Here is a 15,142-nt window from a genome sequence, read left to right on the forward strand (position 1 = left end):
AGTTTTTAAAGTGATTAGTGATAAGTTAGTATTTTTTGTGAATTTCTAGAAATCGCCTCGTAAATAACTTATAATAACTATGCTATTATAGAAAGGAAGATGGAACAATGTCCAAAAAACTAATTAAATATATTACTGTCTTTGCTTTATTCATGACATCATTATTCACAACTACTGTGACTACCCATGCTATGGATATTAATAAGCCATTCTCAGTCTTACTTTTAGGGATTGATACGGGCGATTTAGGTCGAACAGAAGTTGGGCGTTCAGATGTTATGATGGTTGCTACGATAAATCCTAAGGAAGAAAATATTGTCATTACCTCTATTCCTCGTGACTCCTATGTTGATATTCCTGATAGAGGAATGGATAAAATCAATCACGCTTATGCCTTTGGGGGACCAGAATTGTCAGTTGAAACAGTCGAAAACTGGTTAGATATTGAAATTCCATACTATATTACCGTTGATATGAAAGGCTTAGCTGATGTAGTTGATTCTGTAGGAGGAATTGATGTTGTTCCACCAACTTCTTTTGAAATCAGCGGTTATAGTTTTACTGAAGGTCAAGAACTACATTTAGATGGTGAGATGGCGCTTGCTTACGTTAGAGAACGCTACAATTCTGGTGGCGACTATGCTCGTCAAAAGCGTCAACGTCAAGTGGTAGTTGGTATTGCCCAATCTACTTTAAATAAAAGCAGAGGTATTAAAGAAGTAATAGATATGACGACGGCTATTAACAAATATGTGGGGATGAATCTCAATATGTTTGATTTGGGTAAGCTAGTAATTTCACACTTAGATATGCGTCCAACGCTAACCTTTAATCAATTTGAAGGTGAAGGCTTTATGTTAGACGGCATCTATTATGATCAAATTACTGAAGAGTCCTTTAATAAGAATCAACAAATTATTAAGGACGAGTTAGACGGTAAGCTTACCAATAATTCAGAAAATGAAGAAAGCTTTAAATTAGAAAAAGAATCGGATAAATAAATGAAAACAGACAGCTAGCATAGCATCATTGCCCCTAGCTGTCTGTTTTTTTATTGTTTTAAAAGCGTTTTCTCTATATAATAAGAATAATTTTAAAAATAAATTTGATGAGTGGGTGACAATAAAATGAAGAACTTTAAAGGCTTTTTAACAGCTGGCCATTTAAAGTGGTTGGCTTTAATTTTTATGATCATTGACCATACAGCTGTTGTTCTGATCGAAATGGGCATCTTTAGACATCAGAGTGATTACAGCTATGAATTCTTAAGCCAGATGGTAAGCGTTTATGAAATTATGCGAAATATTGGGCGCTTAGCTTTTCCAATCTATCTTTATCTATTATTAGAAGGTTATCATCATACTAAAAATTTGAAGCGTTATTTTATGCGTTTGGGGTTTTTAGCAGTGATATCGGAAATACCTTTTGATTTAGCCTTTGCTGATCAAGTCTTTTATTGGAGCCATCAAAATGTTTTCATAGAATTATTGATTGCCTTAATGCTTTTTGTAAGTCTGGATTATTTTAAAGATCGTTGGTTGATGCGTTTAGTGAGTGTCGGCTTATGCTTTGGCTTAGCATATTTAACTATGGCAGATTATGACTTATTTGGTTTATTAGCTGCTTTAATTTTTTATTTTGCTTATGGTAAACGATTAAGAGAGGCGCTAGCCGTTCTGCCAGCCTTTGCTTTTGAGTATTTCATGCCCACTGTCTTTCTAAGCAGTCTATTTATTCTTTTTTATAATGGTAAGCGTGGTAGGGTTCAACAAGCCTTTCACTATTGGGCCTATCCGGGACATATTTTATTGCTTTATCTAATTAAATTAATGCTTTTTAAATCCAATTAAAAATCGGTTTTTGGCTATCGGTTTTTAGCTTAGGAAGGGCAGGAGTATTTGACTAAGAAGAATTCCTAGGGTATACCCAATAGTCAGAGAAATGATGACCATTATTGCATCAATGCCCTTGATTATACCAGCAAGATTGTTCCCTTTAAGAATATCGCGCATGGCATTGGTCGTTGAAGTTACTGGATAATTTGGCATGATCATAGCTCCTAAAATAATGCCTGGATGAATGGTTGAAGGGAAACTAGCATCAATCCATTTTACGGCTAAAGATCCTAGAGCGATGGATAAGATATTAAAGAAAAAGTCAGTGAGAAAAGTTGTTTTGCGCCAATATTCTAAAGCTAGTATGAGACAAGCAATTAGAAAAGCGACCAACATATCGATATTAGTTCCGCCAAAGAGAATGACGAAGAGGACCATCAGGATTAGGTTAATGTATTTAATTAAAAAGCCATACTTATCATCCTTGATATTTTTCATGGCTTCATAGGCTTGATCAACAGATATTGCGCCAGAAACATAGGATCTAGAAATATCATTTACTTTAGCGATGTGTTGGATATTGTTTTGTCGCTGATTTATGCGGACAATACCAGAAAAACTATATTCTGCCAAGTCTGTATCTGTTAGCGATAAAAAAAGACCGGTGGTGTTGGAATAGCTAGAAGGGGAGTCAAGGCCAGTTGTTTGAAGGATTCTCAAAGTCGTGTCTTCAACACGGTGTTCCTCGGCATTGGATTCTAAAAGAATCTTCCCAGCTAAACGTGCTAATTTAAAAACTTTCTTATAGAAAATACGCATTCAACCACCCTCCTTCTTTTTTATATTTTAGAACCTATTGCTTTAAAAGGCAAGGAGAGTCAATCAATTGGTCGAGTACTATGAGTAAAGTATAATAATTGTTAAATAATTAATTACGAAAGGACGAACCTATGGCTTATCAAGCGAAAACCAAACAAACTCAAGCTAGCGTTAAAGCATTTATTCAAAGCATCGAAAAAAGAAAAGTGTCATGATACAATAATCATAAAGGGGTGATTTAATGGATCAATCAAGTTTACTGATCAATGATTCCACAATTGAGCATTTAATTACCATGGAAGATACCGTTGAAATTATTGACAATGTTTTTAAAGAATTTGCGGCTGGTCAAGTGGTTAATCCAGGTAAGGTAACTTTGGATATGGGGGAAACGGGAGGCTGGCCTTTTCATGAAGCCTTTCTTAACGCCATGCCAGCTTATTTAGGCTCTCTAAAAGTAGCAGGTCAAAAATTTGTGGGAGGTTTTGCAGGAGAACGAGCTAAAGCGGGTTTACCCTTTATTAATGCGATGATCATGCTAGTCGATGCTAGAATGGGTAATTTTATTTCAGTATTAGATGGGACACGGATTTCGAATATGCGAACCGGAGCGCAAGCAGCTGTAGCTTTAAAATATATGCTTAATAAGCCTAAGGTTAAAATGGGTATCTTCGGCGCTGGTCAACAAGCTAGACAGGTTACTCATGCCATTTCAACTGTTTTTGAGATAGTAGAATTAAGGGTTTGGAATATCCACCACGATACAGCCGAAGAGTTTAAAGAGGATATGCAAAAATATGTCCAAGGCGCCATTAAAATCTGTGAAGACGGTCAAGAGGCTTGTCAAGTAGACGCGGTCTTTACCCTAACTCCTTCTAAGGTTGCTTTAATAAAAGAAGAGTGGGTACAAAAAGGAACTATCGTTTTCCCAATGGGATCCTACCAAGAAATTGAATACGAATTGATCCACCAAGCAGATGCTATTGTGGTCGACCACGTCAGTCAAGCTCTTAATCGTGGAATCTTGAAACCTCTCTATCAGTCAGGTCAAATTTTAGAAGAAGATATCACAGCTACTTTGGCTGAACTTTCTGAGAGTCCGAGTGAAAAGATTGATCCAAAAAATCAGCGCATCATCTGTATTCCAATTGGAATCGGTGCCACGGATGTAGCTGTCGCTCACGAAGTCTATCAAAGGGCCTTAGCACAAGGATTGGGAACTTCCTTTGATTTTACCGCTTAATTATTTATTGACCAACATCCTAGAGCTTCTTTTAAGAGCGAGCAATACTTATATTTCCCCTATATTAAAAGTAGGTTAAATTGAGTCGTTTAAGATTACAAACGCTTACATTTTGTTTATAATGGTTTTAAGTGACTTTCAGTTAAAAAATAGGTTTAGAAAAGAGGGTTTCGATGAAAATCGTGGATGATTCGAGAAGGTTGGTTGCAGTAGATGAACAAGAAAATACACTGGCACAGATGGTTTATGAATTAACCGAAGGCGATAAAATCTGGGTCACTCATACTTTTACTCACCCTACCAATCAGGGTAGGGGGCTAGCTGGCGAGTTGTTCAATGCAATGGTCGATAAAGCCCGGAGGGAAGGAAGAAAGATTACTTCCACTTGCACCTATGTGACCCACAAGCTAGCTAAGGATCCTGAAAAATATCAGGATGTGACGGCAGACTCTTAAGGATTTAAGCCAATAAATTAAGACCTCCCATTGATTCGTTAATCAATGGGAGGTCGTCTTTGTATTAAGCTTATAGATGGAAGGCTGAAGCAATTTCTCCTTCTATCTCCGCGTTCAAAATCGCTGATAATTTAAGTCGTGCTTTTACGCCAGAAAGTCCTTGCGCAAATATGATCCCCATTTGTTTCAATTGTTTACCACCGCCTACATAGTCATAGACATCTTCAGTGACTCCGTTAAAGGCTCGAGAAACCATCACAATAGGAATGTTTTTTTCTAACAGTTGTTGAATGGGTGGAAGTGTCTCGGGTGGAATATTACCAGCGCCTAATCCTTCAATAACTAAGCCATCAAAATTATTATCTAGGACTGTTTGAAAGAGTTCGGGCCCCATGCTGGCGTAAGTTTTAATTAAGACAACTTTTTTACTAATTGAATTAACTTTATAATATTCACGGTGCAGTGATTCTTGGAAATAAATGACCTGGTTTTTAGAAATTAATCCAATCGGTCCAAAGGTAGGTGTCTGGAAGGTTGCAACATTAGTGGTATGGGTTTTGGTCACATAAGTAGCGGTATGGATTTCTTCATTCATCACCACTAATACCCCTTTGCCGCGGGACTTCTCATCACGGGCTACAAAGATGGAAGAGCGGAGATTGGCTAAACCGTCAGATCCAATTTCGTTACTTGAGCGCATGGCTCCCGTTAAAACGACTGGAATGGGGATATCAAGGGTTAGTTCTAAGAAATAGGCTGTCTCTTCCAGAGTATCTGTTCCGTGGGTGACAACAATGCCATCATATTGATCCGATATCGATTGAATATAATTGCTAAGATTGAGCATCAATTCTTCGTTCATATGCGGTGAAGGAATATTCATTAAATCTTCCACAGTGATATCAGCGAATTGGTTAAAGAAAGAAGATTGGGTAATAATTGGGTTTTCAGATGAGGGAGATACCTTACCACTGGTTTGGTCTTCAGACATGGCAATCGTGCCACCGGTATTAATTAATAATAATTTCTTCATGCTTTCACTCCTCATGGTTGTTCTTAGAAAAGTATAACGTTTTCAAATTCAGTAAACAATCCCTACCGCTTTGATTTTAATAAGAGTTTGGTTAAAGTTATGAAAAGGCGTTTCCCCTGTCTAAATCCAGATGAACCAGATGTAATAGGGAAAACTTCTTTGGGCTTTTTAAAAAATTAGGGTGTTAAGGATGATAATATAGGGCGGATTTTATAATGAACTTGACACTCATTCGTCTAAGTAAAAAACGACACTGAATTCATTTTATATTGAAGTGACCAATCATCAATAAAGGAGAATTCAAATGTCGCATGATTATCGGAATACACCCACGCAAAAAGAAAAGAATAAACGGACTTTTACTTATTGACTATAGGCTACAGGCCGCATAGTTACAATAAATATTGTGGCTCGTGTTTAGGGGTTCACATCAAAAATGAGTGGATTTTATGCTTATTAAGTGATTTTTAGATGTGTCTGATTGTTGACATTTTCATAAATATACCTATACTAAATTAAGTCGAATTAGACTAAACTAAAAAAATTTTGTCAATAGTCTAATATCATTTTAATCACTTTAAAATAAAATTAAAAGAGGCCATCGGAGTTTAAGGATAAAAAATGGAGGGGATATCAGAAAAAGAAAAAGAACTAAATAGATGGAAAAGGTTCGTTAAAACTTTTCAATAATGAGTAATCTTTTAAAAAATAGATATTTTGCTGAAAATCTTTGGGTATCATTTTTATTAAATTAAATAGGAGGAAACATTATGACAAATGCCATCGTCGAAGTTGAGGATTTAACTATGGCCTATCAAGAACAACCTGTTCTTTGGGATATTGACGTTAAAATTATGAAAGGATCAAGAACAGCTATTATTGGACCTAATGGTGCTGGTAAGTCTACTCTAATTAAAGGGATTCTAGAATTAGAAAAGCCCCTTTCAGGAAGAGTATCTATACTGGGAACACATTTTGATGCCATAAAAAATAAAGTCGCCTATATTCCCCAAGCCAGTGAAGTCAACTGGGATTTTCCAACCACTGTAGAAGATGTAGTCTTAATGGGGAGATATGTTCATTTAGGATGGATTAAACGGCCACGTAAAATTGATTATGAAAAGGCTCATCAAGCCTTAAAAGAAATTGGTATTTATGAGTATAAAGACCGCCAAATTTCCCAATTGTCAGGTGGTCAAAGACAGCGTGTATTTATTGCACGAGCCATTGCTCAAGAAGCAGAGATCTACTTTATGGATGAACCCTTAGCAGGAGTGGACAAGCGGACCGAAAGAATCTTTATTGACTTTGTCAAGCGAATCCAGCAAAAGGGGCACACGTCGATTGTTGTTCATCATGATTTGAACACTATTAAACAATATTTTGACCATGTTATTATTTTAAATAAACGTCTAATTGCGGCGGGACCAACTGAAGAAGTCTTTGTTCATGAACATTTAGTTAAAGCGAATATGACTTGGGGAGGCGAAATTTAAAGTGGATATTTTAACTAGTTATTCCTTTATTTTAATTGCACTTTCTACTTTTCTTTTAGCCTCTGCTTCAGGAGCAGTAGGATCTGTGAGTGTATTTAAAAGTCAATCTCTGATTGGCGATGCAATTGGGCATGCTACTTATCCTGGGATTGTTTTAGCCTTCATGTTGACGCTCTCCAAAGATACCATGACCATGATGATCGGAGCCGTTATTAGTGGGGGAGTGGCTTACGGTTTAATTCAAATCATTGACCAACATTCCAAACTTAATTTAGATGCAATTCTAGCCATCATTTTATCATCTTTCTTTGGTTTTGGTATGGTATTAAAGAGTAATATTTCTGGCAATCCGCGTTTTAAAGGAGCTTCTCAAGCAGGGTTAAAAAATTACCTTTTCGGTCAAGCTTCTTATATTATGGAAAATGATTTAAAAATCATTTTAATTGTGGCCCTTATCTCTATTTTTATATTAATTCTCTTTAAAAAAGAAATTAAGTTGTTTGTCTTTGATGAAGTTTATGCGAAAACAGTGGGTATTAAACCTGTTATTCTTTACAGTATTATTCTGGTCATGACGATGAGTTTAATTGCTGTAGGCTTAAAACTTGTCGGAACCATTCTAATTGCTTCAATTTTGATTGTACCTTCCATTGCAGCGATGCAATGGACCCATCGTTTTGAGCGCGTTTTAATTCTTTCGGGGATCTTTGGTGGTATATCTGCCGTGATTGGAACTTATATCTCTACCAAATATAACGGTATGAGTACGGGTCCAACTATTATTTTGACCTTATCAATTATCGCATTACTTTCGATGCTTTTTGGTAAAAAGGGAATTGTTCAAAAAACACTCATGCCAAAAAAAGGAGGAGAATTCAATGATTGAGAATATCTTACTATTATTTGATATTACCTATGAATCACTGATCATTCTGGTATTGACAGCTATCGCTTGTGCAATCATTGGCTGTTTCCTTTTATTGAGAAATCTTTCGATGTTAGGAGATGCCATTTCTCATACCGTATTATTAGGAATCGTATTAGCTTATTTTATCGCTCATGACTTAACATCCCCCTTATTAATAATTGGCGCCGCTTTGATAGGCGTTTTTACTGTCTGGGGCGTCGAGAGTTTATCCAATACCGGCTTAATAAAAAATGATGATGCGGTTGGTGTTGTCTATCCGCTCTTTTTCGCCTTATCCGTTATTTTAATTACTAAATATGGGAGGAACGTCCATCTTGATACGGATGCTGTGTTAATGGGGGATGTGGGAATGGCTTCCTTAACTCGTTTGGATGTCTTTGGTATTTCGATTGCTAAATCAGCTGTTCAAATGAGTGTTATGTTACTCATAAATATTTTGTTTATTGTACTCTTCTATAAGGAATTGAAAATCACAACCTTTGATGCCCAATTTGCCCAAGTGGCTGGGTTTACCCAGATTGTGCTCTTTTATGGTTTGATGTTGTTAACTTCAATCACAACGGTTGTCGCTTTTGATGCTGTGGGGGCCATTCTTGTTATTTCCTTCTTAATCGCACCAGCTGCTTCAGCCTATCTCATTGTAAAAAAATTAAATCATATGCTTTTGATAGCCAGTCTTTATGCAATTTTTAACTCCGTTTTGGGTTATTTTATCGGCTTAGGCTTAAATGTTTCACTCTCTGGTATGACAGCCACCATTGCAGGAATCACGTTTGGATTGACTTTCTTGTTTAATAAAAATGGATTCATTACTCAAATGGTCCGTAAGATTCAACAAAAAAGAACCTTAAAAGAAGAATTATTTATTATGCATCTGGCAAATCATAGGAATACAGTAAATGAATTGAGTGAAGTTGGCTTCCAATCAATAAAAGAGCATTTACAATGGCCCCAAGAGCAAATTGAAAAAGTAGCAAACCGTTTAATAAAAAATGACGAAGTTTTTCATGATAATTTGAATGCTACTTATCAACTAACTTCAAAAGGTCAAGTAAGAGTAAAATCTCTTAAAGAAAGGTATAATCTTTAATTCAGTCCTCTAACGCCAATCTGTTTGCGCATAAGAATCCATGTCCATTACTAGGACGTGGGTTCTTTTAATATTGAAGATATAAATGAATAAAATAAGGAATCTTTGGTAAAAGTTTACAAAGTTAATCGTCATTTATCAAAAAATAAGGAAAAATCTTTAATTAGTTTAGATTCGTCTAAAATTCTGTTGACATGTAATTATTACTATTATATACTTACCTTACAAAAATAATTAGGGTAACCTAAAAAGGAGATATAGTATGAAAAAGTTTATTAAGTTTCTGTTCGCAATGGCATTGTTTATGGGGTCATCCGTTAGTTTAGCTTCGAGTGTTGCAGCTGAAGAAAAACCAATGGTTACTGTAACCACCTCATTTTTAGGAGATATGGTAAAGAACTTAGCCGGAGATCTGGTAACCATTGAAATGATTATTCCAGCAGGGGAGGATCCGCATTTGTATGAGCCAAGACCTCAAGATTTGCAAAAATTAAAAGAAGCTGATCTTGTTTTATACCATGGTTTGCATTTTGAAGGAAAAATGATTGAACAATTAGAACCAATTGGTGTGGCAGTTTCAGAAAATTTTGATTCGAATGAGGTCGGAGTAATGGACGATGATGGGGGAATGGCTGTCGATCCTCATTTCTGGTTTGATTTGAATCTCTATCAACAAGCTACTCAAAGAGCTTCTGAAGCCCTAATCGAGTTAATACCAGACAATGAAGCTGAAATTATGGAGCATACCGATAAGTATATTACGCAATTGAAAGAATTAGATAAAGAATTAGAGGAAAAAATTGCTTCAATTCCAGAAGAAAGTCGCTTCTTAATTACCCCACATGATGCTTTCAATTATTTCTCAAGAGCTTATAATATTCCAGTACGTGCTCCTCAAGGGGTAACAACCGATTCTGAGGTTTCTAATAAAGATATTGATGATACTGTTGATTTTATTGTTGAAAATAAAATTAAAGCAATCTTTGCTGAATCAACAACCGATCCAGCACGGATGGAAAAATTAAAAGAAGCTTGTGCCTCTAAAGGTTTTGAAGTGAAAGTTGTTAGTGGAGAAGGTCAAGAACTTTTCTCTGATTCATTAGCACCTGAAGGTCAAGAGGGAGATACATTTATTGATATGTGTCGTCATAATGTTGATTTAATTGTAAACAATTTAAAATAATAACTTAAATGCGATTCGACCTAAAATATACCGAGGAATTCTCGGTATATTTTTTTTGTATGGTTAACTCAAAGTCTTATTTCAGTAAAGACTTGAGAGATAAACTTATGGGCTTTATGAACATATAAATAGATTTATAGATCAAGCTTAATACATAGCGTAAAATTTTTGTGTAAGCTCCGAGACTCTCTAGAAAAAGAGACCTCACTTATGTAAGATTGTAATAACCACAAAACAGTCATACACAGGAGGTCCCTTATGGAAGACTTTAACACAAAATAATTCACAGCACTAGCCCAAGGTGAATCTGTTCATGAACTGTTTCGTCAGGCTTTAGAAGAAGCGATTAATCTACTGCTTGAAAGTGAAAGAATCGTCTTTCTTGATGATGAGAAATGAGAAGTCAAAGGCTACCATGCAGGCAATTCTAGAAATGGCTATTATTCGAGAACTTTAATAACAGAATATGGCAGGTTGAATCTTAAAGTACCCCGTGATCGTTTAGGTGAATGAGACGTTAAAACACTCCAATGTCTTCAAGAAGTGCTCTCTCATCTAGAGGAGATGATTGTTTGGATGGTTCAAAAGGCTGTGACGACACGTGACAATTCAAAGCTCATCGAAAAGATGTAAGGTCCTCATTATTCTCCAACGACCATTTCCAATCTATCAAAAACTATTGAAGAGGAAATGGGTGCTTATCGACAACGCCCCATCAAACAAGACGATGTATGTTTATACTGTGAGGCTACTTTTGTCCCTGTAAGGCGTGGAAATGTCTCTAAGAAAGCCGTCCATACTATTATCGGTATCGATGCTCAAGGCTATAAGGAAATACTCGATTTTCAAGTCTATCCTACAGAGTCAGCTCTTCATTACCGTGAAATGCTTCAAGACTTAAAACAAAGAGGGCTAGAAAATATTTTACTTTTTGTCTCAGACGAATTAACCGGGTTAGCGGAGGCCCTGACTAATGAGTTTCCGATGGCCCTTCATCCATCTTGTTGGACACACTTACTGAGACATGTCTTCATGAAAGTCCGTTTGAAGGACCGTCAAGAAGTGTTAGCGTCACTAAAAAAAGTTCCTAAAGCCAGTAGTATCGTAGAAGCCACTCGACTACTCAATGAATTCATCCAGACCTGGGGAGCGACTTATCCAAAGTTGGCTGAACAATTGAGACTAAAAAAGAATCTTTTCTCATTTATGCATTTTCCCAAGGAAATATGGACATCCTTTTATACCAACAAACTATCAGAAGCCGTCAATAAACAAATAAAGCGGATCACAACAATAAAAGAACAGTTTCCCCATGAAGCCACTTAGGGAAAAACAGTCTATTGTTCTATTAGCGAGTATAACGCAAAGTTTGGACATCGGAAACATAAAGACTTTGGTAAAGCAACCTTTGAACTTCAATCTCTTTTGGATCAAAACGACCAGTTAACGAGACGAAATTAAGAGAAGGTCTCACAAAGCCCCAGTATCTTAATGGAGTAAACTAGCACCCTTCGGTTGCTTCCCTCGCATTTTAGAGGACTTATCAATCCTACAGATCTAAGCGAATCCACATGGTATTCGAAAGATCATCTAAAATGCGAGGTTAGGATCGGAAATAACAGAAGTATTGATCTGATAATTACAATCTTGAAATGTAGGTTACACAATTTATCTGACACTACCTTCGACATTGATCTATAATACATTTATATAGGGATTTAAGGCTGTATTATTTAAAATAATAAGTTTCAAGGTTTTATCTAAAGCTTTTGAGGTCATAATAGTTGTTGTCAAAAAGCAAAAATATATTTAAAGAAGTTTATACACTTGACTTTTCTTTACATTTCAATTAGTTTATAATAAATTAATGTATATTATGCATTGATTATTTTGAAAGGGGTTATGATATGGTGTTAGAAAATAAAAACAGATTTGCCTTAAGAAAAAAATCTTTTGGCTTATGTTCAGTAGCAATTGGTTCATTTATAGTAATGAGTTCATTTGGCATTACACAAGCTTCGGCTAACGAATTGACTGATGAGAATTTTTCTCATGCAGTAATTTTAGAGGAAGTAGTAACTGAAGATCAAGCAGTAACTGAAGAAGTAGTAGTAACTGAAGAAGTAGTAGTAACTGAAGAAGAAGTAGTAACTGAAGAGCAAGCAGTAACTGAAGAAGAAACAGTAACGGAAGAGGAAATTCATTTAAATCAAATAGAAGAAGATTCATCACTTAGTTCAAACAGTAATGAACTTGAATTACAAGAGAAACCTCAAATTGTTACAGACAATGACGTTCAATTTCAGCCAATGCAAAATTATAATCAATTTCAAAATTTTCCCTCACAAAATGTTATTTCCTATACAGGAGGTGGAGTTGATGTAACTCCACTTGAAGCGAAAAAACTGGAGACGGGAGATATTCAGTATTCTTTCCAGGTCTCTTTTGCTGGAATTACAAGTTCGGATCATGTCCAAACCGCAACATCTTATAGTTTAGTGGTTCCTTCTCTATTAAAAGATATTAAAATCACACAAATTGGGACATATGATGGGGATAAATTAAAAGATGAAGCAGGTGATTGGCACTATACGGATATCAAAAAAACACATGATGCAGCAGTTGATATTTTATTACCATTAGAAATGATTAAAGAGTATGAAGGAGTCGAGTACCCAGCTTTATCAGATGCCTTTGATCTACGTGATCAACTACTAAGAGAATATACTGGGGATGAGTATAGTTATGCCGGAAAATTCGGTAATCTAGCAACATTGGATGAAGTGCGCGCCTTAAAAGCTAAAGGATTTGATTATTTACCTGGAGGCATTGTAGATCGAGGCTACACGGCAACACACTCATCATATCAACCTAAAGGAGAAATGTTTACTTCTACGAAAGGATACGCTTCTCCGGAAGAAGCAATCAAGCAATTCAAGCTAAGTCAAAATCAAGAATTGGATGATGAAGGCTTTAGCACAGTTCGAAGATTTGCCATTAATTCAGGAACTCTTTCCTCTCGTTTTCCTATTGCTATTCGGTTGGATTATGTTGTGACAAAAGAACAGGCTCAAAAGACTCCTATTTTACCACTATGGGCTGGATTAGAATGGCGAGCTTTTTTTGAAAGTCGTGAGCCGGATAGTCATGAAGATGGATCTCAAAATTTAACTTCTTATGGTGAATTCACCGCTGCTTATCAATTCTTAGCGCATCCTGAAGTCATTCAAGAAACCCAACTATCAAAAGATGGATTGGCAGGGACACAAGTTGGCCTTAACCAATATACAGGTGATTGGAAAATGATCGGCAATGATGTGACAAGTTCTACTTTTAATTATGTAGAAACATTCAATTTGCATAGTAATCCAGCAATAACCTATTATGCTTCAGAAACGGATGATTATCGGGACATTGCAGCTGTGCAATATATTCCTGAAGATAATCTACCGTTGACACCACTCAATGAAGTGCCAACTCTCACTGTTAAAGACATGCGTATTGCTCAAGGTGATAATACTTTTACCTTAGGTTCATTAATTTCAGACGCACAAGATGCTGAAGACGGTGATTTAAAAGAGTCAGTTGTGATTACCAGTGATGGAGGCTTCAACCCAAATGTTCCTGGGGAATACACGATTACTTTTAAAGTAAGGGATAAAGATGGCGCAACTATTACTAAGTCATCTCTTGTTACAGTTTCACCAAAATGGACCGCAATCAATGAAGCTCCAACCCTCACCGTTGAAGACATGCGTATTGCTCAAGGTGATAATACTTTTACCTTAGGTTCATTAATTTCAGACGCACAAGATGCTGAAGATGGTAATTTAAAAGAGTCCGTTGTGATCACCAATGATGGAGGGTTCAACCCAAATGTTCCTGGAGAATATACAATTACCTTTAAAGTAACGGATAAAGATGGCGCAACTATTTCTAAATCAGCAGTCGTAACTGTAGAGGAAGAAATGACACCATTGACGCCACTTAATGAAGCGCCAACACTTAGTGTTAAAAATAGCACCATTGCTCAAGGTGACGAAAGCTTTACTTTAGCTTCATTAATAACAGACGCACAAGATGCTGAAGATGGTGATTTGAAAGAGTCAGTTGTGATTACCAATGATGGAGGGTTCAACCCAAATGTTCCTGGAAAATATACAATTACCTTTAAAGTAACGGATAAAGATGGCGCAACTATTTCTAAATCAGCAGTCGTAACTGTAGAGGAAGAAATGACACCATTGACGCCACTTAATGAAGCGCCAACACTTAGTGTTAAAAATAGCACCATTGCTCAAGGTGACGAAAGCTTTACTTTAGCTTCATTAATAACAGACGCACAAGATGCTGAAGATGGTGATTTAAAAGAGTCAGTTGTGATTACCAATGATGGAGGGTTCAACCCAAATGTTCCTGGGGAATACACGATTACTTTTAAAGTAACGGATAAGAACGGTGCAAGTGTTACAAAGTCATCTTTAGTGATAGTAGAAGTTAAAGAAGTTGACCCAAACGTTCCATCTAACCCTAATAATCCTACAGACCCAGAAACACCTGAAAGTCCAGAGACACCTGAAAGTCCAGAAACACCTGAAAGTTCAGAGACACCTGAAAGTTCAGAAACACCTGAAAGTCCAGAAACACCTGAAAGTTCAGAGACACCTGAAAGTTCAGAGACACCTGAAAGTTCAGAAACTCCTGAAAGTTCAGAGACACCTGAAAAGCCTAACCCTCAAGTACCTAATGGTGAGATGGATGAAGCTTCCGTTTTACCAGCAACAGGGGATGCAGGAGCATATGCCATCTTCTCTGGAGCTGCCCTTTCTATTTTAGCTGGATTGTTCCTTACAATGCCTAAAAAGAAAGAAAACGAAGAATAAAATTTAAATAATTTGTTTTATGAACGAATTCATTTCCGGATAGTTATTAACTAGGGTATACAGATAAAATTTTTTGGCTCTATGTCCAATAGGGTTGATGCTATCCAAGGAGATTAAGCAACTAACGGTTGCTTGGTCTCCTTTTCTTTTCTTCCTGACACATATAATCTTGATATT

At 36.4% G+C, this 15,142-nt stretch carries 11 protein-coding genes and 1 pseudogene; 10 read left to right on the top strand and 2 right to left on the bottom strand.

Annotated elements, in window-relative coordinates:
- Positions 1-107: 107 nt before the first annotated feature.
- Both ACQV18_RS01775 and ACQV18_RS01780 read left to right on the top strand, forming a co-directional pair.
- A complete protein-coding gene (locus ACQV18_RS01775) occupies positions 108-1,001 on the top strand; it encodes an LCP family protein (protein WP_428892456.1) in 894 nt (297 codons plus the stop codon).
- A 126-nt stretch (positions 1,002-1,127) separates the two neighbouring features.
- Positions 1,128-1,850, top strand: coding sequence for a TraX family protein (locus ACQV18_RS01780; protein ID WP_428874745.1), 723 nt, complete (start codon positions 1,128-1,130; stop codon positions 1,848-1,850).
- A 24-nt stretch (positions 1,851-1,874) separates the two neighbouring features.
- Here the strand turns inward: ACQV18_RS01780 and ACQV18_RS01785 are convergent, their stop codons facing one another.
- On the bottom strand, positions 1,875-2,654 hold the full coding sequence (locus ACQV18_RS01785; RefSeq protein WP_428873689.1) for a threonine/serine ThrE exporter family protein: 780 nt from the start codon (positions 2,652-2,654) through the stop codon (positions 1,875-1,877).
- Positions 2,655-2,895: 241 nt separating this feature from the next.
- Here ACQV18_RS01785 and ACQV18_RS01790 point away from each other — a divergent pair, with 241 nt between their 5' ends.
- Positions 2,896-3,897, top strand: coding sequence for an ornithine cyclodeaminase family protein (locus tag ACQV18_RS01790; RefSeq protein ID WP_428881812.1), 1,002 nt, complete (start codon positions 2,896-2,898; stop codon positions 3,895-3,897).
- Positions 3,898-4,070: 173 nt separating this feature from the next.
- Positions 4,071-4,352: a GNAT family N-acetyltransferase gene (locus ACQV18_RS01795; protein WP_428873691.1), complete on the top strand. Its 282-nt coding sequence runs from the start codon at positions 4,071-4,073 to the stop codon at positions 4,350-4,352.
- A gap of 70 nt (positions 4,353-4,422) precedes the next feature.
- On the opposite strand, the gene ACQV18_RS01800 is transcribed toward ACQV18_RS01795, so the two are convergent.
- On the bottom strand, positions 4,423-5,385 hold the full coding sequence (locus tag ACQV18_RS01800; RefSeq protein ID WP_428873692.1) for an asparaginase: 963 nt from the start codon (positions 5,383-5,385) through the stop codon (positions 4,423-4,425).
- Between the two features lie 770 nt (positions 5,386-6,155).
- Here ACQV18_RS01800 and ACQV18_RS01805 point away from each other — a divergent pair.
- The 6 genes and pseudogenes from ACQV18_RS01805 to ACQV18_RS01830 all read left to right on the top strand — a co-directional run bounded on the left by ACQV18_RS01805 (position 6,156) and on the right by ACQV18_RS01830 (position 14,965).
- The gene (locus ACQV18_RS01805) at positions 6,156-6,881 is read left to right on the top strand and encodes a metal ABC transporter ATP-binding protein (RefSeq protein ID WP_428873693.1); all 726 of its coding nucleotides are present in this window, start codon (positions 6,156-6,158) and stop codon (positions 6,879-6,881) included.
- A gap of 1 nt (position 6,882) precedes the next feature.
- The gene (locus ACQV18_RS01810; RefSeq protein ID WP_428892457.1) at positions 6,883-7,767 is read left to right on the top strand and encodes a metal ABC transporter permease; all 885 of its coding nucleotides are present in this window, start codon (positions 6,883-6,885) and stop codon (positions 7,765-7,767) included.
- Positions 7,760-8,899, top strand: coding sequence for a metal ABC transporter permease (locus tag ACQV18_RS01815; protein ID WP_428881808.1), 1,140 nt, complete (start codon positions 7,760-7,762; stop codon positions 8,897-8,899). Before ACQV18_RS01810 ends, ACQV18_RS01815 begins: the two co-directional genes overlap by 8 nt.
- 262 nt (positions 8,900-9,161) lie before the next feature.
- Positions 9,162-10,082, top strand: coding sequence for a metal ABC transporter solute-binding protein, Zn/Mn family (locus ACQV18_RS01820; RefSeq protein WP_428874741.1), 921 nt, complete (start codon positions 9,162-9,164; stop codon positions 10,080-10,082).
- Between the two features lie 429 nt (positions 10,083-10,511).
- A pseudogene (locus tag ACQV18_RS01825) lies at positions 10,512-11,408 on the top strand (IS256 family transposase); the annotation flags it as partial.
- Positions 11,409-11,989: 581 nt separating this feature from the next.
- On the top strand, positions 11,990-14,965 hold the full coding sequence (locus ACQV18_RS01830) for a YSIRK-type signal peptide-containing protein (RefSeq protein ID WP_428892458.1): 2,976 nt from the start codon (positions 11,990-11,992) through the stop codon (positions 14,963-14,965).
- Positions 14,966-15,142: the final 177 nt, after the last annotated feature.

Source organism: Facklamia sp. P9177 (genome assembly GCF_050409585.1).
Taxonomy (GTDB): Bacteria; Bacillota; Bacilli; order Lactobacillales; family Aerococcaceae; genus Facklamia.

Excerpts from the sequence above, each read along its gene's own strand:
- ACQV18_RS01775 (WP_428892456.1), top strand. The coding sequence starts at position 108 with ATGTCCAAAAAACTAATTAAATATATTACTGTCTTTGCTTTATTCATG.
- ACQV18_RS01780 (WP_428874745.1), top strand. The coding sequence starts at position 1,128 with ATGAAGAACTTTAAAGGCTTTTTAACAGCTGGCCATTTAAAGTGGTTG.
- ACQV18_RS01785 (WP_428873689.1), bottom strand. The coding sequence starts at position 2,654 with ATGCGTATTTTCTATAAGAAAGTTTTTAAATTAGCACGTTTAGCTGGG.
- ACQV18_RS01790 (WP_428881812.1), top strand. The coding sequence starts at position 2,896 with ATGGATCAATCAAGTTTACTGATCAATGATTCCACAATTGAGCATTTA.
- ACQV18_RS01795 (WP_428873691.1), top strand. The coding sequence starts at position 4,071 with ATGAAAATCGTGGATGATTCGAGAAGGTTGGTTGCAGTAGATGAACAA.
- ACQV18_RS01800 (WP_428873692.1), bottom strand. The coding sequence starts at position 5,385 with ATGAAGAAATTATTATTAATTAATACCGGTGGCACGATTGCCATGTCT.
- ACQV18_RS01805 (WP_428873693.1), top strand. The coding sequence starts at position 6,156 with ATGACAAATGCCATCGTCGAAGTTGAGGATTTAACTATGGCCTATCAA.
- ACQV18_RS01815 (WP_428881808.1), top strand. The coding sequence starts at position 7,760 with ATGATTGAGAATATCTTACTATTATTTGATATTACCTATGAATCACTG.
- ACQV18_RS01820 (WP_428874741.1), top strand. The coding sequence starts at position 9,162 with ATGAAAAAGTTTATTAAGTTTCTGTTCGCAATGGCATTGTTTATGGGG.
- ACQV18_RS01830 (WP_428892458.1), top strand. The coding sequence starts at position 11,990 with ATGGTGTTAGAAAATAAAAACAGATTTGCCTTAAGAAAAAAATCTTTT.